Source organism: Nostoc sp. FACHB-892, assembly GCF_014698795.1.
Taxonomy (GTDB): domain Bacteria; phylum Cyanobacteriota; class Cyanobacteriia; order Cyanobacteriales; family Nostocaceae; genus Nostoc.
On the sequence record NZ_JACJTR010000084.1, the window covers coordinates 1 to 13,826 of the forward strand.

Sequence of the window (13,826 nt, forward strand, 5' to 3'; positions counted from 1 at the left end):
GCTATGACACGCAAGGACGAATTCGATACATCAACGATTATGGGGTGAAACTCCTGGGCTATGAAGAACATCAGATTGTAGGGCGAACCTTATTTGAAACCATCATTCCAGACATCGAAACCTCTGGACGCGATGTCAAACCATTTGTTCACGATTTACTTCGTAATCCTCAATCGTACCCGCAAGGCGAGAGTGAAAACCTGTGTCGAGACGGTCGGCGAGTTTGGATGGCCTGGTCGAATCAAGCCATCTTCAATGACCAGGGAGAGGTCGTTGAAATTCTATCGGTTGGTAATGATACCACCCAGCGTAAACAAGCAGAAGAGGCTTTACAACGCAGTGAAGCTAAGTTCCGAGCTATCTTTGAAAACTCGCAGGTCGGCATCTACCGAACCCGCCTCTCGGATGGATTAATTCTCAATGCCAATCAACGCTATGCCAATCTGCTTGGCTTTGATTCACCAGAAGAAATCATTGGGCTGGAACACACCATCGACTATTTTGTAAATCCCAGCGATCGCCAAAAAGCCATTGAGGTGATGAAGCGGGATGGGGAAGTGCAAAACTTTGAAACTCAGCTGCGAAAACGAGATGGGACATTGTTCTGGGGACTTTCCTCTGCTTATCTGAATGCAGACGATGGCTACCTCGAAGGGGTGACTGCGGATATTAGCGATCGCAAACAGGCAGAAGCCGCGCTGCAAGCCTCTGAAGCAGAACTGCGAGCGCTCTTCTCAGCCATTCCCGATCCGCTGTGTGTTTACAATGCTGAAGGGCAAGTGATCGACGCAATCCCAATATTCCTCGGAAATCCATCCTATGGAGAGGAGTATAGGGAGGAATATATTGGTAAAACACTGCATCAACTCTATGCCAAGGAACAAGCTGATGAATTCCTGAATTATATTCAGCAGGTGGTGAAAACCCAACAAGTACTCACCGTTGAATACACTGAATGCCAGTGGATAGCTGGACGAAAAGTTTGGTTTTCGGCTCGCATTGCCCCGCTTCGGCACGAACAGGTGATTTGGCTGGCGCGAGACATTACGCTGCAAAAGCAAGCAGAAGCAGCCTCGATTTTGGAAGAACGCAACCGCATGGCACGCGAGATTCACGACACACTCGCTCAGGCGTTTACAGGCATTCTGGCTCAGGTCGGAGCCGCAAAACAGGTGCTAACGGATGATGTAGAAGCAACTCAGGCGCATCTAGACCTGATCAAAGAATTGGCGCGAACTGGACTGGCTGAAGCGCGGCGATCGGTTGTCGCGCTCCGTCCTCAGCTTCTAGAGGAGGGCAGTTTACAGAGCGCTCTTCATCGTCTCGTCGCTCAAATCAGAGCGGCTGCAAACGATACCACTTTGTATTATGAGGTCAAGGGGATAGCGTATGCTCTATCAATTGAAGTTGAGAATAACCTACTGCGGATGGGGCAGGAAGCATTAACCAATGCGATCAAACACGCCAACGCTGACGAAATTCGAGTGGAGCTAATCTACGAGCATGATCAGTTCTTGTTGCGCGTGAGAGACAATGGACAGGGCTTTGGAGTTGGAAGTATGCCAGCCTCTGAGGGTTTTGGCTTACTCGGCATGAGCGAACGGGCAGAGCGCATCGGCGCACAACTGACGATTAGGAGTCAACCTGGACAAGGAACAGAAATTATTGTCACCGTCAACCCTTGAGTGAGCATCACGATGAGCCAAGCCACGACCATTCGGGTTTTGATTGCGGACGATCACGCCATTTTTCGGCAAGGATTAGCCACGATTATTAACCATGACCCAGATATGCAGGTGATTGCCCAAGCCGAAAATGGGGAACAGGCGATCGCTCTATTTGGGGAACACCAACCGGATGTCACGCTGATGGATCTCCGCATGCCTGAAGTAGAGGGAGTTGCCGCCATCGGTGCAATTTGTGCTGCTGCTAAATCTGCTCGGATTATTGTACTGACCACGTATGATAGTGACGAAGATATTTACCGGGGATTGCAGGCAGGTGCAAAAGGATATCTGTTGAAAGAAACTGAACCTGACGAGCTTCTGAATGCGATTCGCACCGTTCATCGGGGTCAGAAGTATATTCCGCCCGATGTGGGAGCAAAGTTAGTTCAACGTCTCAGCAATCCAGAACTGAGTGAAAGAGAACTAGAAGTACTCGGCTCACTGGCGCAGGGGATGAGTAATGCCGATATTGCGACTGCTTTAAGTATCGGTGAAGGCACGGTTAAATCTCATGTTAATCGGATTTTGAATAAGCTAGATGTCAGCGATCGTACTCAAGCGGTTATTGTTGCCGTTAAACGCGGCATTGTCAGTTTGTAGGGTGTACTTTCGATCAGATTCGGATTCTAACTTAAGTTATAGCTAGCCTTCTACTTTGCGATGGCACGGTTACTCTATCAATTTGTACTGTAAAAATTTTAACTTGCTATAGACGACAGCTTGAAAGCGATCTCCTATATTGAACTTATTCCGAAAGAAGCTGAGTACTAGAACTGGACACGCCCCAGATAGCGAGGAAAAAACGACATTGATTGAATATTGAATCAAAAAGGAGACAAACCCATGAGCAACACCATCGACACAATGATCAATCCCAATGACAGCGTGCTGCTGCTGATTGATCACTCCCGGTTCGCTCATTTTTTTTTGGAGTTAGAGAAATTCCCAAAAAGCAGAAAATCTAGGTGTAGCAATGGTTTTAGCCATTCCCATAAATTTACCTTGAACTACCACCCGGCTCTAAAAACTCTATTTTTATGCGATCGCCCAAAGTCGGAATTAAAGTACATTTGTATTATAGCCGGAAACCCCTATTAAATCGTTCAGCTTTTTTCTAACTCAATTTAAAATGGGCGAACCGGGAGTTACAGCATTTTAATTCCTCTTTAAGTTTTCAAAATCGGCGAACCTACCGAAGCAACTCTCAACGGTCAGTATTTATCTACCTCAAGCTTCGTTCACCTCATTCCTAAAAAAGCAATGAAAGCTATTGTTCTTGACCATTATGGAACACCTGATGTTCTATATCTGACTGAAATGCCTGATCCAGTACCTGGTACTAACGAAGTATTGGTACGAGTCTATGCATCCAGCGTGAACCCTATTGATATTGGCGTTCGACAAGGGCGTGTTTTATCAAGTGAACCACATCGTTTTCCCATGATTTTGGGGTGGGATGCCGCAGGAATTGTTGAAGATGTAGGAGATGGTGTGACTGATTTTGTTGGAGGCGATCGCGTCGTACTGATTTCAAAGCAGCCTTCCAGCGGCAGAGGTACTCATGCAGAACTCGTTGCGGTTCCGTCAACACAGATTGTAAAACTGCCTGAAACCATCAACTTTGTAACTGCCGCTGCCATTCCTCTAGCCGGTATTACAGCTCTTCAAGCCGTTAAAGCCCTCTCGCTATCACCTGGACAACTGATTCTGATTAATAATCCACTGGGTGCAGTGGGCGGCTTTGCTAGTCAGATAGCACGGCAGCTAGGGCTAAAAGTGATTTCCCCTATATCACCTCACTTAGCAGAAGAAGCATGTACCCAAGGGGTTGAATGGGCGGTTCCAGTTGACCAAAGCTTGAACAATGCTGTTCGTGAAGTAGTACCTGAAGGCGTTGATGGGGCGATCGATCTGGTTGGAGCAGACATTGCCCATCAGACTTTCAGTGCCGTGAAGAATGGTGGAGCTTATACAACCGTACTTCCAGAATGGTGGAAGCCAGGAGGTCCTTACACTGAAGATCGAGCCATCAAACCAATCGTGGTAGAAAATAAACCCAATCAAGCTGACTTGTCTAAGCTAGTTGAATGGTTGAATCTTGGTGTTTTATCTCCTCGAATTGAGCAGACATTCTCATTAGCTCAAACGGCAGAAGCACACAGACTGCATGAAAAGCCTGGTTTGACTCGGAAGCTAATCATAGAGAATGCGTAAAAGATTTTCTTCAGCTAGGCATCGCTTTCACCTAAAACGAACTCAATTACCGGAATTATCATGCCTAATTTTGACTGTACTCCGTTAAGTTGATAATGCCGTCGTAGCCAATGCTTGAATTTCTGTTGACTTTCCATCGCAATATATTCAAAGGAATTTACGTTGATTGGCTACGGATTGTTGCGATCGCGCAGCGTGTAAATAGCACGTATCGCCTTTTCCAACCAATCTAAATAATTCTGTTCCCGTTGCTTCACTAAGTCCAAAACCAGTCGATGCAGTTTTTGTTCGCGCGATGCAGTCGGATTACTCAAAGATAGAACCTCGATCGCCTCACACTGGGCTAGCTTTTCTTGCCGTGCTTCCAGTTCCTGCTCTAGCAAATCCACGATCGCCTCGTTAGGCAACTGAGCCGCAAAATAGAGTTGCACCAGCAACGACTCTCGCAACACGGGCAACGGATGATGCGTCTGGAGCCAGTGGGTTAACTCTGCTTCACCTGCTTCAGTAATCTGGTAAACCTTGCGATTGGGGCGATCGTGCTGAATCTCGACGGTACAGGTAATCCACCCCTGTGACTCCAGTTTGTCTAAAGTCCGATAAATCTGTGCCTGATCTGCTGGCCACAGATGGTAAATGCAATCGTCAAAGCACTCGGTTTTGAGGTCGTAGCCGGTCCGCTCCTGTTGCTGGAGCAGACCCAGAATCACATGGGCAAGAGACATAGGCGGTTTACCGAACGAACAGGGAGGACAAGCCCTACCCATAGAATTTATATCCTTCTATGCTATTATATGATTAATCACATATAGGATAAATATTATAAACTATCTGCCTGGAGGCAACTGTATGACAACTCAAACTCAAACACTCCGAACCGTTGCTGGAATCATTAATAGTGTAGAAACGCTTGAAGGAGCAGGCTTCCTGGTGCGTCGTCCTTTTCCCAAGAGTAGCTTTTCCGAGTTTGACCCCTTTCTCCTCCTCGATGAATTGGGTCCCGTGAATCAGAAGCCCGGTCAAGCAAAGGGCGCACCGGATCATCCTCATCGTGGCTTTGAAACCGTCAGCTACGTCCTGGATGGACGGCTGGAACACAAGGACTCGGTCGGTCATGCCGGACTGCTCAATCCCGGTGATGTGCAGTGGATGACCGCTGGGGCAGGCGTAGTGCATTCCGAAATGCCAGAAGCTGAGTTTACCCGCACAGGTGGGCGGCTGCACGGCATCCAACTATGGGTCAACTTGCCGCAGCGAGACAAGATGATTGCTCCTCGCTATCAGGAAATTCCATCAGCGCAGATTCCGGTGGCTCAGACCAAAGATGGGTCTGTGACGGTGCGCGTGATTGCGGGAGAAGCGTTGGGGGCGAAAGCGGTGATTGAAACCCGCACCCCGATTATCTACCTGCATTTCACACTACAACCAGGAGCAAGCATTGTTCAGTCGGTACCGAAAGAGTACAACGCCTTTACCTATGTCCTTGATGGGTCTGGTTTGTTTGGCACTGAGCAGGAACGGGGTGAGGATGGGCAAATGGTGATTTTTGCACCGGATGGTGAGGAAGTGGCGATCGCCAATCCTGCGGATGCCACCCAGCCCCTTGATCTATTGCTGATTGCTGGAGTGCCGCTGAATGAACCTGTGGTGCGCTATGGTCCTTTTGTGATGAACACTGAAGCCGAAATCCTGCAAGCGATCGATGATTACCGAAATGGAAGGATGGGACATATTCATGCTTAACACGCTTCAACACCGCATCACCCAACATCAACTGCTGACCGATATACGCATCAAGCTATTGCATTTGCATAAACTGTTGTTGGATACAGAGCGTATTCGTTACGAACAAGTGCGCGGACAGGTCTCTAAAGGTGAATTGCTGCAACTGGTGATCGGTCACGATCAATTTGCCTGGTTGCATCGCCTCTCAGAATTGATTGTGCAAATTGATGAGTTAATCCACTCTGATGAGCCTGTCACTTCCGAGGCGATCGCTGCTCTCATTGCTGATGTTCAAATTCTACTCACACCTGATGAAGTGGGAAATGACTTTGCTGTGAAGTATGATATGGCACTTCAGCGTAACCCCGATGTGGTGCTAGCTCATGCTGATGTGGTCACACTGCTAGCGACTAAAGTTTAACTATAAATGAGCAGTTCGTCCAGTTTAATTTTAATCTGGACGAACTGTTTTTATGCATTATATTTACCGAATCGTAAGCATTCGCGGCGTGTTCAGGTGTTTATTAATTTCCTAGTTCAGCGATTTAGGAATCCGTCCTATTGGGAAAGGAACGTTCGACGAACGATACTGCCTACTCTGACAGTTAATCTACGAATTGATGTATTTCCTAAACGAATTGATGCGCCCGATTCTAACTTAAGTTATAGCTAGCTTTCTACTCTACGATGGCATAGTTGCTCTATCAATTTGTACGGCAAAAAAGTTAACTCGCTATAGACGACAGCTTGAAGGCGATCGCCTATATTGAATTTATGCAAACAGTCATCCAGGCAATGAATTGAGCAAGTTAATTGCAAAGTTCCATGCTTGATGCAGATTTAGAAAGATGAACGACGATCGTAGCCGCAGTTCCTTACTTGTACCACCTTCAACTCAAGAGCATATTCAAGGTGTGTTGAGTGCCAAGGTAGTGCTGGTGATGTATGGAGACTATCAATGCTCCAGAAGTGCGGACGTTTACAAGATGATTAAAGCGATCAAACAAGAGCTGAATACTTGTTTTGGAAAGGATTATTTATGCTTTATCTTCCGTCATTTTCCGCAAGCACAGATTCATCCCCAAGCTCAACGGGCAGCCGAAGCAGCCGTTGCCGCCGCTGTCCAAGGACAGTTTTAGTTAATGAATGATACTTTATTTGCCCATCAACAAAAGTTGGAGAATGGTTATCTTGTCGAGTACGCCAATGATTTAGGGCAAGACATTCCTCAATTTCTCAAAGAGTTGTCTAAACAGGTGCATATCGATCGCATCAATGAAGATATCGAAGGCGCAATAGAGAGTGGAGTGACGACTACCCCAGCTCTGTTTATCAATGGAATTCGGTATACCGGGCAAGTGCGTCCAGTTTAAGCGCGTCTTCGCTGAAGGCGATTATGTAGTCTTGCATTGCTACCAACAATGGCCGGACGACAACGACTGGGCAGGCATCGACATCTTCCGCCTGGATGATGAAGGCAAGATAGTCGAGCATTGGGACGTGCTACAGACTATCCCGGAAGCGTCGGCTAACGATAACACGATGTTCTAAACAGTTAAGTGCTGATCGTGTGAAGGCCGGGTTGTACAACGGCACTGTTTACTCTACAACAAGGATAATTACCACAGATGGAATCTATGAAAGCAGCCGTATTAACTGCGTTTGGTGATGCTGAGAAGTTCGAGATTCAAACTGTTCCCACACCAACACTGAAGGCGAATCAGGTGTTAGTCAGAGTTTGTGCAACCTCGATTAACCCGGTCGATTACCAAACTCGTCGTGGTGATTACAAGGAACTGGTTCAATTACCCGCTATCCTTGGAGTCGATGTTTCAGGGGTGATTGAGGTAATTGGCGAAGCTGTGACTGATTTCAAGGTAGGAGACAGCGTGTACTACTCGCCGCAAATTTTTGGAGAATTTGGTAGCTACGCTCAGTATCATGTGGCTGATGCAGCGATTGTTGCATTGAAGCCTGCAAATCTATCGCACATTGAAGCAGCTTCTTTTCCGCTTGCAGGCGGAACTGCTTGGGATTGTCTAGTGACTAGGGGCAATCTACAAGTTGGTGAAACAGTTCTCATCCATGCGGGTGCGGGTGGAGTGGGTTCGATCGCAGTTCAACTCGCCAAAGCGATAGGGGCATACGTTTTTGCGACGTGTAGTTCTAGAAACCGAGATTTCGTGACAGAACTGGGCGCAGATCGAGTGATTGATTACAAAAATGAAGATTACGTAGAAGTCATTCATCAAGAAACAAATGGACTGGGTGTGGATTTAGTTCTAGATACGATCGGCAAAGAAACAATTCAGCGTAGTCTAGAAATCATCCGTCCCTTTGGTAGGCTTACAAGCATTGTAGACATTGCAATACCGCAATCGCTTCTTGAAGCATGGGGTAAGAATCTGACGATTCATTTTGTTTTTTCACCCCAGTACCGAGCAAAATTAGAGGCTTTGACAAAACTCATCGAGCGTCATCAGCTTCGCCCAGTGATTGATTCAGTATTTTCTTGGGATCAGGTCGTTCTGGCACATCAGCGTCTAGAGCAGGGAGGAACACGGGGCAAAATTGTGCTGAAGTTTACAGAAAATTAGACCAGCTTTACGGCGTTGGTAATTGCTAAACGGATCGGAGTTTGATTGTGTGTTGAAGGTCAATATTGATTGGGACAGGAGAAACAGAATGATACTGCAAGATAAAGTGGCTTTAGTTACTGGAGGAACATCGGGAATTGGTAGAGCAACGGCGATCGCTTATGCCCAACAACAAGCAAAGGTGGTGGTGGTTGGTCGTCGAATTGATGAAGGTGAAGAAACTGTTCGATTGATTAAGGAAGCTGGCAAAGAGGCGATTTTTGTGCAAGCAGATGTCACGAAAGAAGCCGATGTTCAAGCAATGGTTGATAAAGCGGTTGACGTTTTTGGTCGGTTAGATATTGCCTTTAATAATGCAGGAACGATCGGCGAAAATCCTTCACTGATTGAGCAAACAGAAGCGGAATATGACCGCACGATGAACGTTAATGTCAAAGGCGTTTGGTTGTCGATGAAATATGAAATTGCTCAGATGTTGAAACAGGGAAGTGGTGCAATCGTCAATATGGCATCTGGGGCTGGAGTTGTTGCACTTCCTAACATACTCCTCTACACCGCAAGTAAACATGCGGTAGTAGGTTTAACAAAAGCTGCTGCACTCCAATATGCCAAAGCGAGTATTCGCATCAATGTCGTTGCACCAGCAGTAATCCAAACAGATATGTTTGAAACATTTACAGATGAAGCCAAAGCTTACTTGACAGGACTTCACCCGATCGGACGAGTTGGCACACCTCTTGAAGTTGCAAATGCAGTCCTGTTTTTATCATCTGACATGGCATCGTTCGTAACAGGTGAAACGTTGATGGTAGATGGTGGGTATGTAGCGCAGTAGTCGATCGGCAGTGCGAAATGTTTAATACAGCATTTCAAGCAACTCACTAATGAGCAGATTCTTGCTGCTCTAGAGCAAGGGAAGAGAGTGACCTCTGTTCCACCAGAACTCAACGAGTTCTACAGATCGAGCATCCAACCCTACCTCATTTCCTGGTTTCGCTATACCCCTGCCCAAGAGATTAGGCGTCTCACTGTCCCTGTTCTAATTGTTCAAGGAACAACGGATATCCAAGTGTCTGTAAGGGAGGCGCAAGACCTGAAGAGGGCTAAGCCGGATGCGGAGCTTAAAATCATTGAGGGGATGAATCACGTGTTAAAAGCTGTTCCATTAGACCCTGAACAGCAAAATGCTTCCTATTCTGATCCAACGCTGCCAGTTGTGCCTGAGCTAGTTGAGGGTATAAGTCAATTTATTCACAGCAGTAGAATACGCCGTGAGTCTAACCAGTCGCTGCACCGGAACGTGTCAAGTTAATTGGTTGAGTTGCAAAGGTTTTCTGCGTCCGGTGAGCTTGGTCGTTAGGCAGCGAGGGTGAAAAATAGACTTAATCGGAATTAAGAAAAGCAATCAATTCTTAAACCGATTCCAAATCTTCTTGCAGCCTATTTGTCCATTGAGATACCGAGCACTTTATTACCGATAAGGTCTAATGAAAAGAAAGTTAGCGATAAATTTTTTGTTCTCGTTTGTGGGCGGTGCAATGGTCTGGGCCTTGTCACCATTTTTATCCGGGCAGGTCGAACCGTGGGATGCGAAAGGTTTTTATTATTCCGCAGCACTTCTTATTGTTGGCCTTATCGTTGGCCTTGCTCGGCCTAAACATGTTTGGTCGCACTATGCCGGTATTATTCTTGGTCAACTGACGTATATGCTTTGTTTTCTGCCCGGCGGTCCGTTAATTCCTGTTGGAGTCGCTTTTTTAGCGGCTTACTCCACAATCGCTTTAGCAGGAGCAGCAAGTGGGGCCTGGTTTCGTCGCGTCAGCCGGGGTGCGCGGTGATTTTGCTGCCTAACAAGGCGCAGCAGCGAACCCGGCTCTCGCGCTCCGGTTCGTAAAATCCACAATATACCATTGATCATTGTGCGGTGGTATGAAGCTTGGGCGGCCTGTTTTTGGTTTTTGAGCTGGAAGCAGTGGCATCAGGCGCTTCCATTGTCGCTCTGTCAAGTCGCCCCGACTTTGCGGTGGAAGGATCATAGATAAATGTTAACTTCGTTAATTTTTAGTGTTCTCAACCATTTTACCGAGTTTTAAAACACGCCCTAGCCCTTATTTCACATAGCTTAGAGCTTTGCAAGCGTGCCATTCCCATATAAACTAAATGCAACCAATAAAAACCTTGCCAATAGTAGCCTCTACTATTCTGAGTTTATTGACTCTTAGTGTGAGTCATTCTGTTAATGCTCAAGCAGTGATTGATACTTTAGACAGCGGTAATCTGACTGTGACTGGTATGACATCAGGAAGTGGCTGCACTGTCCTTTTTAACCCTCAGCGAGAGATCCTTCAACAGGTCCGATCCTGTAGTTCAACAGATATTCGTAAAGCGCAGGCGGCAATCAATAGCTACCTGCGAGAACAAGGCACACTTGACAGTTACAATAGCAACCCGTCGCGCCAAAATCTGACGTTGATCTGCTATGGTGAAGGTCGCAAACCGGGGGGTGTCGAAAGCCGCAATAGTTATGAATGGAACGAACGCCGCCATCGCTACGAACTGCGTAATCGCCTAGAGTCAACGACTACCAGTTTCGATTCCGAGGTTCAGGTCGAAATCCGTGGTACAGAAGGAAAAATCCATCTGGGCGGAAAGCTCATCGCGCTGATCAATTCGCGCGGTAACAATGGATGGTGGAAACTCGACAACCTGAAGGTCGAACCCGATCGAATTACGGGAAAATACCGGATGAACGGGCTAAATAAACCGCGTGTCAATATCGACCGACGCAGCGGCAGGATCGCCATAGATGGGATTGCAAAGTTCCGGGGAAACTGCGAATCAGGCGATTGGGGTGGTAGCAGAACCCGATTCTAGCCTGCTGCGCTATTGGGTTTCGTCAAAGCGCTGCGGGCGACAAGACCAGACCCAAGTCTCTCTTTTGCACGAGCCGTTGGCTAGAATCTAGGTTGCTACACATAATCGACCTGTCAGCCTGGTTTGGGAAAGATCCCTGGGAGCAACGCGATTTTGTGAGGTCGGACAAAAAAGTGCGATGCCTGCGGCGGGCGTAGCCATCGCTAAAACTTACATTTCTGCATGAGGTGATTTTATTTGCAATTACGTATGTTAATTGCACGAGAAATGATCTTGATGAGATATCTCAAGAAGATTCCTAGTAAATTATTTGACGATTATTTCTAAATATATCTGCACTAAGCCTTTAAGGCTTGGTATCAATTATTGTTGCCGTTAAACGCGGCATTGTCAGTTTGTAGGGTGTACTTTCGATCAAATTCGGATTCTAACTTAAGTTAGAGCCTACCTTCTATCTTAAGAAGGAGCGGCTGCTCTATCAAATTACAGCCTAAAAATGTTAACTGACTGTAGACGACAACTAAAAGCCAATTGCTTATATTGAATTCATGTGGATTGAGCAAGTGAATCACAAAGTTCCATGCTTGATACAGATATAGAAAGATGATCGACGACCATAGTTCCAGTTCTCTAGCCCTAGCTATCTAATTGGTATTTAAGAGGTTGAGAATCAAGCACAGAAAGAAGTTCGGTATGTTGATTGACCAGAACTTGTATTGCGCTAATTGGGTCATGGTGAAGGCGATGTTTGCGTTGGCGAGGAGCTTCTGCCATTGCTAATCTAAGACGTTGAGTTTTGTACTCAGCTATGGGAACTTCCTGAATTTGCTCAAGTAAGTGTTTTTCGCTTTCGGCTACGAATAAAACTTGATATTGACCAAAATAGCGCAATGGGGTAGTTGACTTGCGGCCACTGATTCGCCGTTGATGACGACGCAAATGGCTGAACATCGCTTCCATTTTCAAGTTATCTGGCGGCAAGCCTGGGATATCATAGCAGTGCAATAAGTTAGCCCCGTATTTATCCCATAAACGTTGTAACTTCTTCTTTAAGGCAAATTGTGCTGAATTTTGTCTTGGGTCAGGCACAAACTGCTGTAATAACTCTTCCATATCGCGCCGAACTTGAAAACGAGTTTTGGGGATTTTTGCAGTTTGTGTAATATCAGTTACATTGTCTGAGGTGGAATTGGAGTTATTTGGATAGCACAAACACTCGGCAATTCGTCGTAACCACTTATGTGCTTCTGCCAAATCCAAGGCTACAGAAAGATTGTTGCTTAAAGCTTGGTCAATCCATACTGACAAGAGAGACAAATAATCTGTATCAAGTTCTCGACATGGTAAACTACGTAGTATCTGTCCAATCGCTTCGAGTTGCTGGTAGCCGCTTAAACCGCCCCACTGAAAAGGTTTGCGACTTGTGCGATTGACACAATCCCTAATCGCAGCACGAATTTGGGCTTCAACAGCCACTAGCTCTACGTCTCGTGACGAATAAGGGATTGCTAAAAAAGGGGGGTAGTATCTGGCTGCTGTTGGGAACTTGGGTGTTGAGGTCTTTCTGAATTCTCTGGGACTTTTGGCAATCCATCTAAATCTGCTTTTAATTGTTGTCGGAGCTTTGTATCTAATGGCAGCACAGATTCACTCAAATTACTTAGGAAATGTGCCTGACAACGTTGATGTGGTGCATCTGTCCAAGTTGAATTTATTGCCGCGATGATTGCTGATTCCCCATCTGATAATGTTGCCAGTACCTTGTACGGGAACTCCTTATATGGTTGCAGCCACTCAATTAACAGTTGTGCCTGTGCCTGGGGTAACTGAATTCCACTGACTGCTGTACCACTTAATACTTCATATAATACGTATAACAAAGTCCCATGACCCTCTGGCTGTAAGGCATCTATTGCCCAAATCAAGCCACCATGTTCAACTGCTGTAGCAGCTAATTTCTCCTGGGTATGTGCCATCGTTCCACCTAACAGTGCCAGAAATTGACGATATAGCTTCCCTACATTACTCTCGTTAATTTCTACGCCACGCTTGTTTAATGAACGTTGAATTTCTACCAACTGTTGATGCTCATGTTCATGTTGCCATCCTATAAATGCCAGCACGTCTAGCCCGTAGGTACTGTAAGGCAAGCTATACTTTAATACGCCAGTAGCGTAGTAATGTTTTCCAAAATGTGTGCAACTGGAATTGATACATTCTTTACTCTTGCCTGCCACAAACACTGCACCATCCATTGTTTGAACGGTTTTACGCATGTGTCTTGGTCTGCGTAGCGCTAATTCTGCCCCACAATGCACGCACTTGATGAGCGAACATTCTAATACTATTTGTTTGATATTACTGAATTTTCGTTTTGGGCGATGGCGAGGCAACTTTTCTATCACTAATTTTTTACTGCTGCTAGGTGCAATATCAGCTTACCTGCTTTGTATACCAATTAGATAGCTAGGGTTCTCTAGTTGTGCCAAAAGAGTTTTCTAAACAAGTGCATGTCGATCGCATCAACGAAGATATTGAAGGCGGAATAGAGAGTGGAGTGACGACTACCCCAGCCCTGTTTATCAATGGAATTCGGTATACCGAGCGCTGGAACACGACGGAGTTGATGGCTGCCATGATTGCTGCAAGTCATTAAGTTCCCCGATCTTTGCTCTCAATTCATATCTGA

The 13,826-nt window shown here is 46.1% G+C and carries 14 protein-coding genes and 3 pseudogenes; 11 read left to right on the forward strand and 6 right to left on the reverse strand.

What is annotated here, in order from left to right; genetic code table 11:
* On the forward strand, positions 1-1,685 hold a 1,685-nt coding region (locus H6G96_RS38205), incomplete at its 5' end, for a PAS domain S-box protein (protein WP_190919542.1).
* Positions 1,686-1,697: 12 nt separating this feature from the next.
* Entirely contained in the window at positions 1,698-2,327 is a 630-nt protein-coding gene (locus H6G96_RS38210; RefSeq protein WP_190919544.1) for a response regulator transcription factor, read from the forward strand.
* Positions 2,328-2,396: 69 nt separating this feature from the next.
* On the opposite strand, the gene H6G96_RS38215 is transcribed toward H6G96_RS38210, so the two are convergent.
* A complete protein-coding gene (locus H6G96_RS38215; protein WP_190919547.1) occupies positions 2,397-2,648 on the reverse strand; it encodes a hypothetical protein in 252 nt (83 codons plus the stop codon).
* 339 nt (positions 2,649-2,987) lie between these two features.
* On the opposite strand from H6G96_RS38215, the gene H6G96_RS38220 reads away from it, so the two are divergent.
* On the forward strand, positions 2,988-3,941 hold the full coding sequence (locus H6G96_RS38220; protein WP_190919549.1) for an NADP-dependent oxidoreductase: 954 nt from the start codon (positions 2,988-2,990) through the stop codon (positions 3,939-3,941).
* 14 nt (positions 3,942-3,955) lie between these two features.
* On the opposite strand, the gene H6G96_RS42720 is transcribed toward H6G96_RS38220, so the two are convergent.
* Together H6G96_RS42720 and H6G96_RS38225 are read right to left on the reverse strand one after the other, a co-directional pair.
* Positions 3,956-4,078 carry a hypothetical protein gene (locus H6G96_RS42720; protein ID WP_277933086.1) on the reverse strand — a complete coding sequence of 41 codons (123 nt, stop codon included), beginning with the start codon at positions 4,076-4,078 and terminating at the stop codon, positions 3,956-3,958.
* A gap of 33 nt (positions 4,079-4,111) precedes the next feature.
* The gene (locus H6G96_RS38225) at positions 4,112-4,666 is read right to left on the reverse strand and encodes a PadR family transcriptional regulator (protein WP_190919551.1); all 555 of its coding nucleotides are present in this window, start codon (positions 4,664-4,666) and stop codon (positions 4,112-4,114) included.
* 124 nt (positions 4,667-4,790) lie between these two features.
* Here H6G96_RS38225 and H6G96_RS38230 point away from each other — a divergent pair, with 124 nt between their 5' ends.
* From H6G96_RS38230 to H6G96_RS38255, 6 genes and pseudogenes are all read left to right on the forward strand, one after another.
* Positions 4,791-5,684: a pirin family protein gene (locus tag H6G96_RS38230; RefSeq protein WP_190919553.1), complete on the forward strand. Its 894-nt coding sequence runs from the start codon at positions 4,791-4,793 to the stop codon at positions 5,682-5,684.
* Positions 5,677-6,087, forward strand: coding sequence for a hypothetical protein (locus H6G96_RS38235; protein WP_190919555.1), 411 nt, complete (start codon positions 5,677-5,679; stop codon positions 6,085-6,087). The genes H6G96_RS38230 and H6G96_RS38235 overlap by 8 nt, the downstream gene beginning before the upstream one ends.
* A gap of 427 nt (positions 6,088-6,514) precedes the next feature.
* Positions 6,515-7,039: pseudogene (locus H6G96_RS38240) on the forward strand (thioredoxin domain-containing protein).
* Positions 7,040-7,294: 255 nt separating this feature from the next.
* On the forward strand, positions 7,295-8,263 hold the full coding sequence (locus tag H6G96_RS38245; protein ID WP_190919557.1) for a zinc-dependent alcohol dehydrogenase family protein: 969 nt from the start codon (positions 7,295-7,297) through the stop codon (positions 8,261-8,263).
* 88 nt (positions 8,264-8,351) lie between these two features.
* Complete coding sequence (locus H6G96_RS38250) at positions 8,352-9,098, forward strand: SDR family oxidoreductase (RefSeq protein WP_190919559.1); 747 nt, start codon at positions 8,352-8,354, stop codon at positions 9,096-9,098.
* A 652-nt stretch (positions 9,099-9,750) separates the two neighbouring features.
* Positions 9,751-10,101 (forward strand): hypothetical protein, encoded by a 351-nt coding sequence (locus H6G96_RS38255; RefSeq protein ID WP_190919561.1) that lies wholly within the window; start codon positions 9,751-9,753, stop codon positions 10,099-10,101.
* A gap of 41 nt (positions 10,102-10,142) precedes the next feature.
* Here the strand turns inward: H6G96_RS38255 and H6G96_RS42010 are convergent.
* Positions 10,143-10,299: pseudogene (locus H6G96_RS42010) on the reverse strand (transposase); the annotation flags it as partial.
* A gap of 124 nt (positions 10,300-10,423) precedes the next feature.
* On the opposite strand from H6G96_RS42010, the gene H6G96_RS38260 reads away from it, so the two are divergent.
* Entirely contained in the window at positions 10,424-11,137 is a 714-nt protein-coding gene (locus tag H6G96_RS38260; protein ID WP_190919563.1) for a hypothetical protein, read from the forward strand.
* A gap of 636 nt (positions 11,138-11,773) precedes the next feature.
* On the opposite strand, the gene H6G96_RS38265 is transcribed toward H6G96_RS38260, so the two are convergent.
* Entirely contained in the window at positions 11,774-12,613 is an 840-nt protein-coding gene (locus H6G96_RS38265) for a hypothetical protein (protein ID WP_190919565.1), read from the reverse strand.
* Between the two features lie 32 nt (positions 12,614-12,645).
* Positions 12,646-13,413: a hypothetical protein gene (locus H6G96_RS38270; protein WP_190919567.1), complete on the reverse strand. Its 768-nt coding sequence runs from the start codon at positions 13,411-13,413 to the stop codon at positions 12,646-12,648.
* Positions 13,414-13,625: 212 nt separating this feature from the next.
* Here H6G96_RS38270 and H6G96_RS38275 point away from each other — a divergent pair.
* Positions 13,626-13,793: pseudogene (locus H6G96_RS38275) on the forward strand (disulfide bond formation protein DsbA); the annotation flags it as partial.
* Positions 13,794-13,826 lie beyond the last annotated feature (33 nt).

Excerpts from the sequence above, each read along its gene's own strand:
- H6G96_RS38210 (WP_190919544.1), top strand. The coding sequence starts at position 1,698 with ATGAGCCAAGCCACGACCATTCGGGTTTTGATTGCGGACGATCACGCC.
- H6G96_RS38215 (WP_190919547.1), bottom strand. The coding sequence starts at position 2,648 with ATGAGCGAACCGGGAGTGATCAATCAGCAGCAGCACGCTGTCATTGGG.
- H6G96_RS38220 (WP_190919549.1), top strand. The coding sequence starts at position 2,988 with ATGAAAGCTATTGTTCTTGACCATTATGGAACACCTGATGTTCTATAT.
- H6G96_RS42720 (WP_277933086.1), bottom strand. The coding sequence starts at position 4,078 with ATGGAAAGTCAACAGAAATTCAAGCATTGGCTACGACGGCATTATCAA.
- H6G96_RS38225 (WP_190919551.1), bottom strand. The coding sequence starts at position 4,666 with ATGTCTCTTGCCCATGTGATTCTGGGTCTGCTCCAGCAACAGGAGCGG.
- H6G96_RS38230 (WP_190919553.1), top strand. The coding sequence starts at position 4,791 with ATGACAACTCAAACTCAAACACTCCGAACCGTTGCTGGAATCATTAAT.
- H6G96_RS38235 (WP_190919555.1), top strand. The coding sequence starts at position 5,677 with ATGCTTAACACGCTTCAACACCGCATCACCCAACATCAACTGCTGACC.
- H6G96_RS38245 (WP_190919557.1), top strand. The coding sequence starts at position 7,295 with ATGGAATCTATGAAAGCAGCCGTATTAACTGCGTTTGGTGATGCTGAG.
- H6G96_RS38250 (WP_190919559.1), top strand. The coding sequence starts at position 8,352 with ATGATACTGCAAGATAAAGTGGCTTTAGTTACTGGAGGAACATCGGGA.
- H6G96_RS38255 (WP_190919561.1), top strand. The coding sequence starts at position 9,751 with ATGAAAAGAAAGTTAGCGATAAATTTTTTGTTCTCGTTTGTGGGCGGT.
- H6G96_RS38260 (WP_190919563.1), top strand. The coding sequence starts at position 10,424 with ATGCAACCAATAAAAACCTTGCCAATAGTAGCCTCTACTATTCTGAGT.
- H6G96_RS38270 (WP_190919567.1), bottom strand. The coding sequence starts at position 13,413 with ATGCGTAAAACCGTTCAAACAATGGATGGTGCAGTGTTTGTGGCAGGC.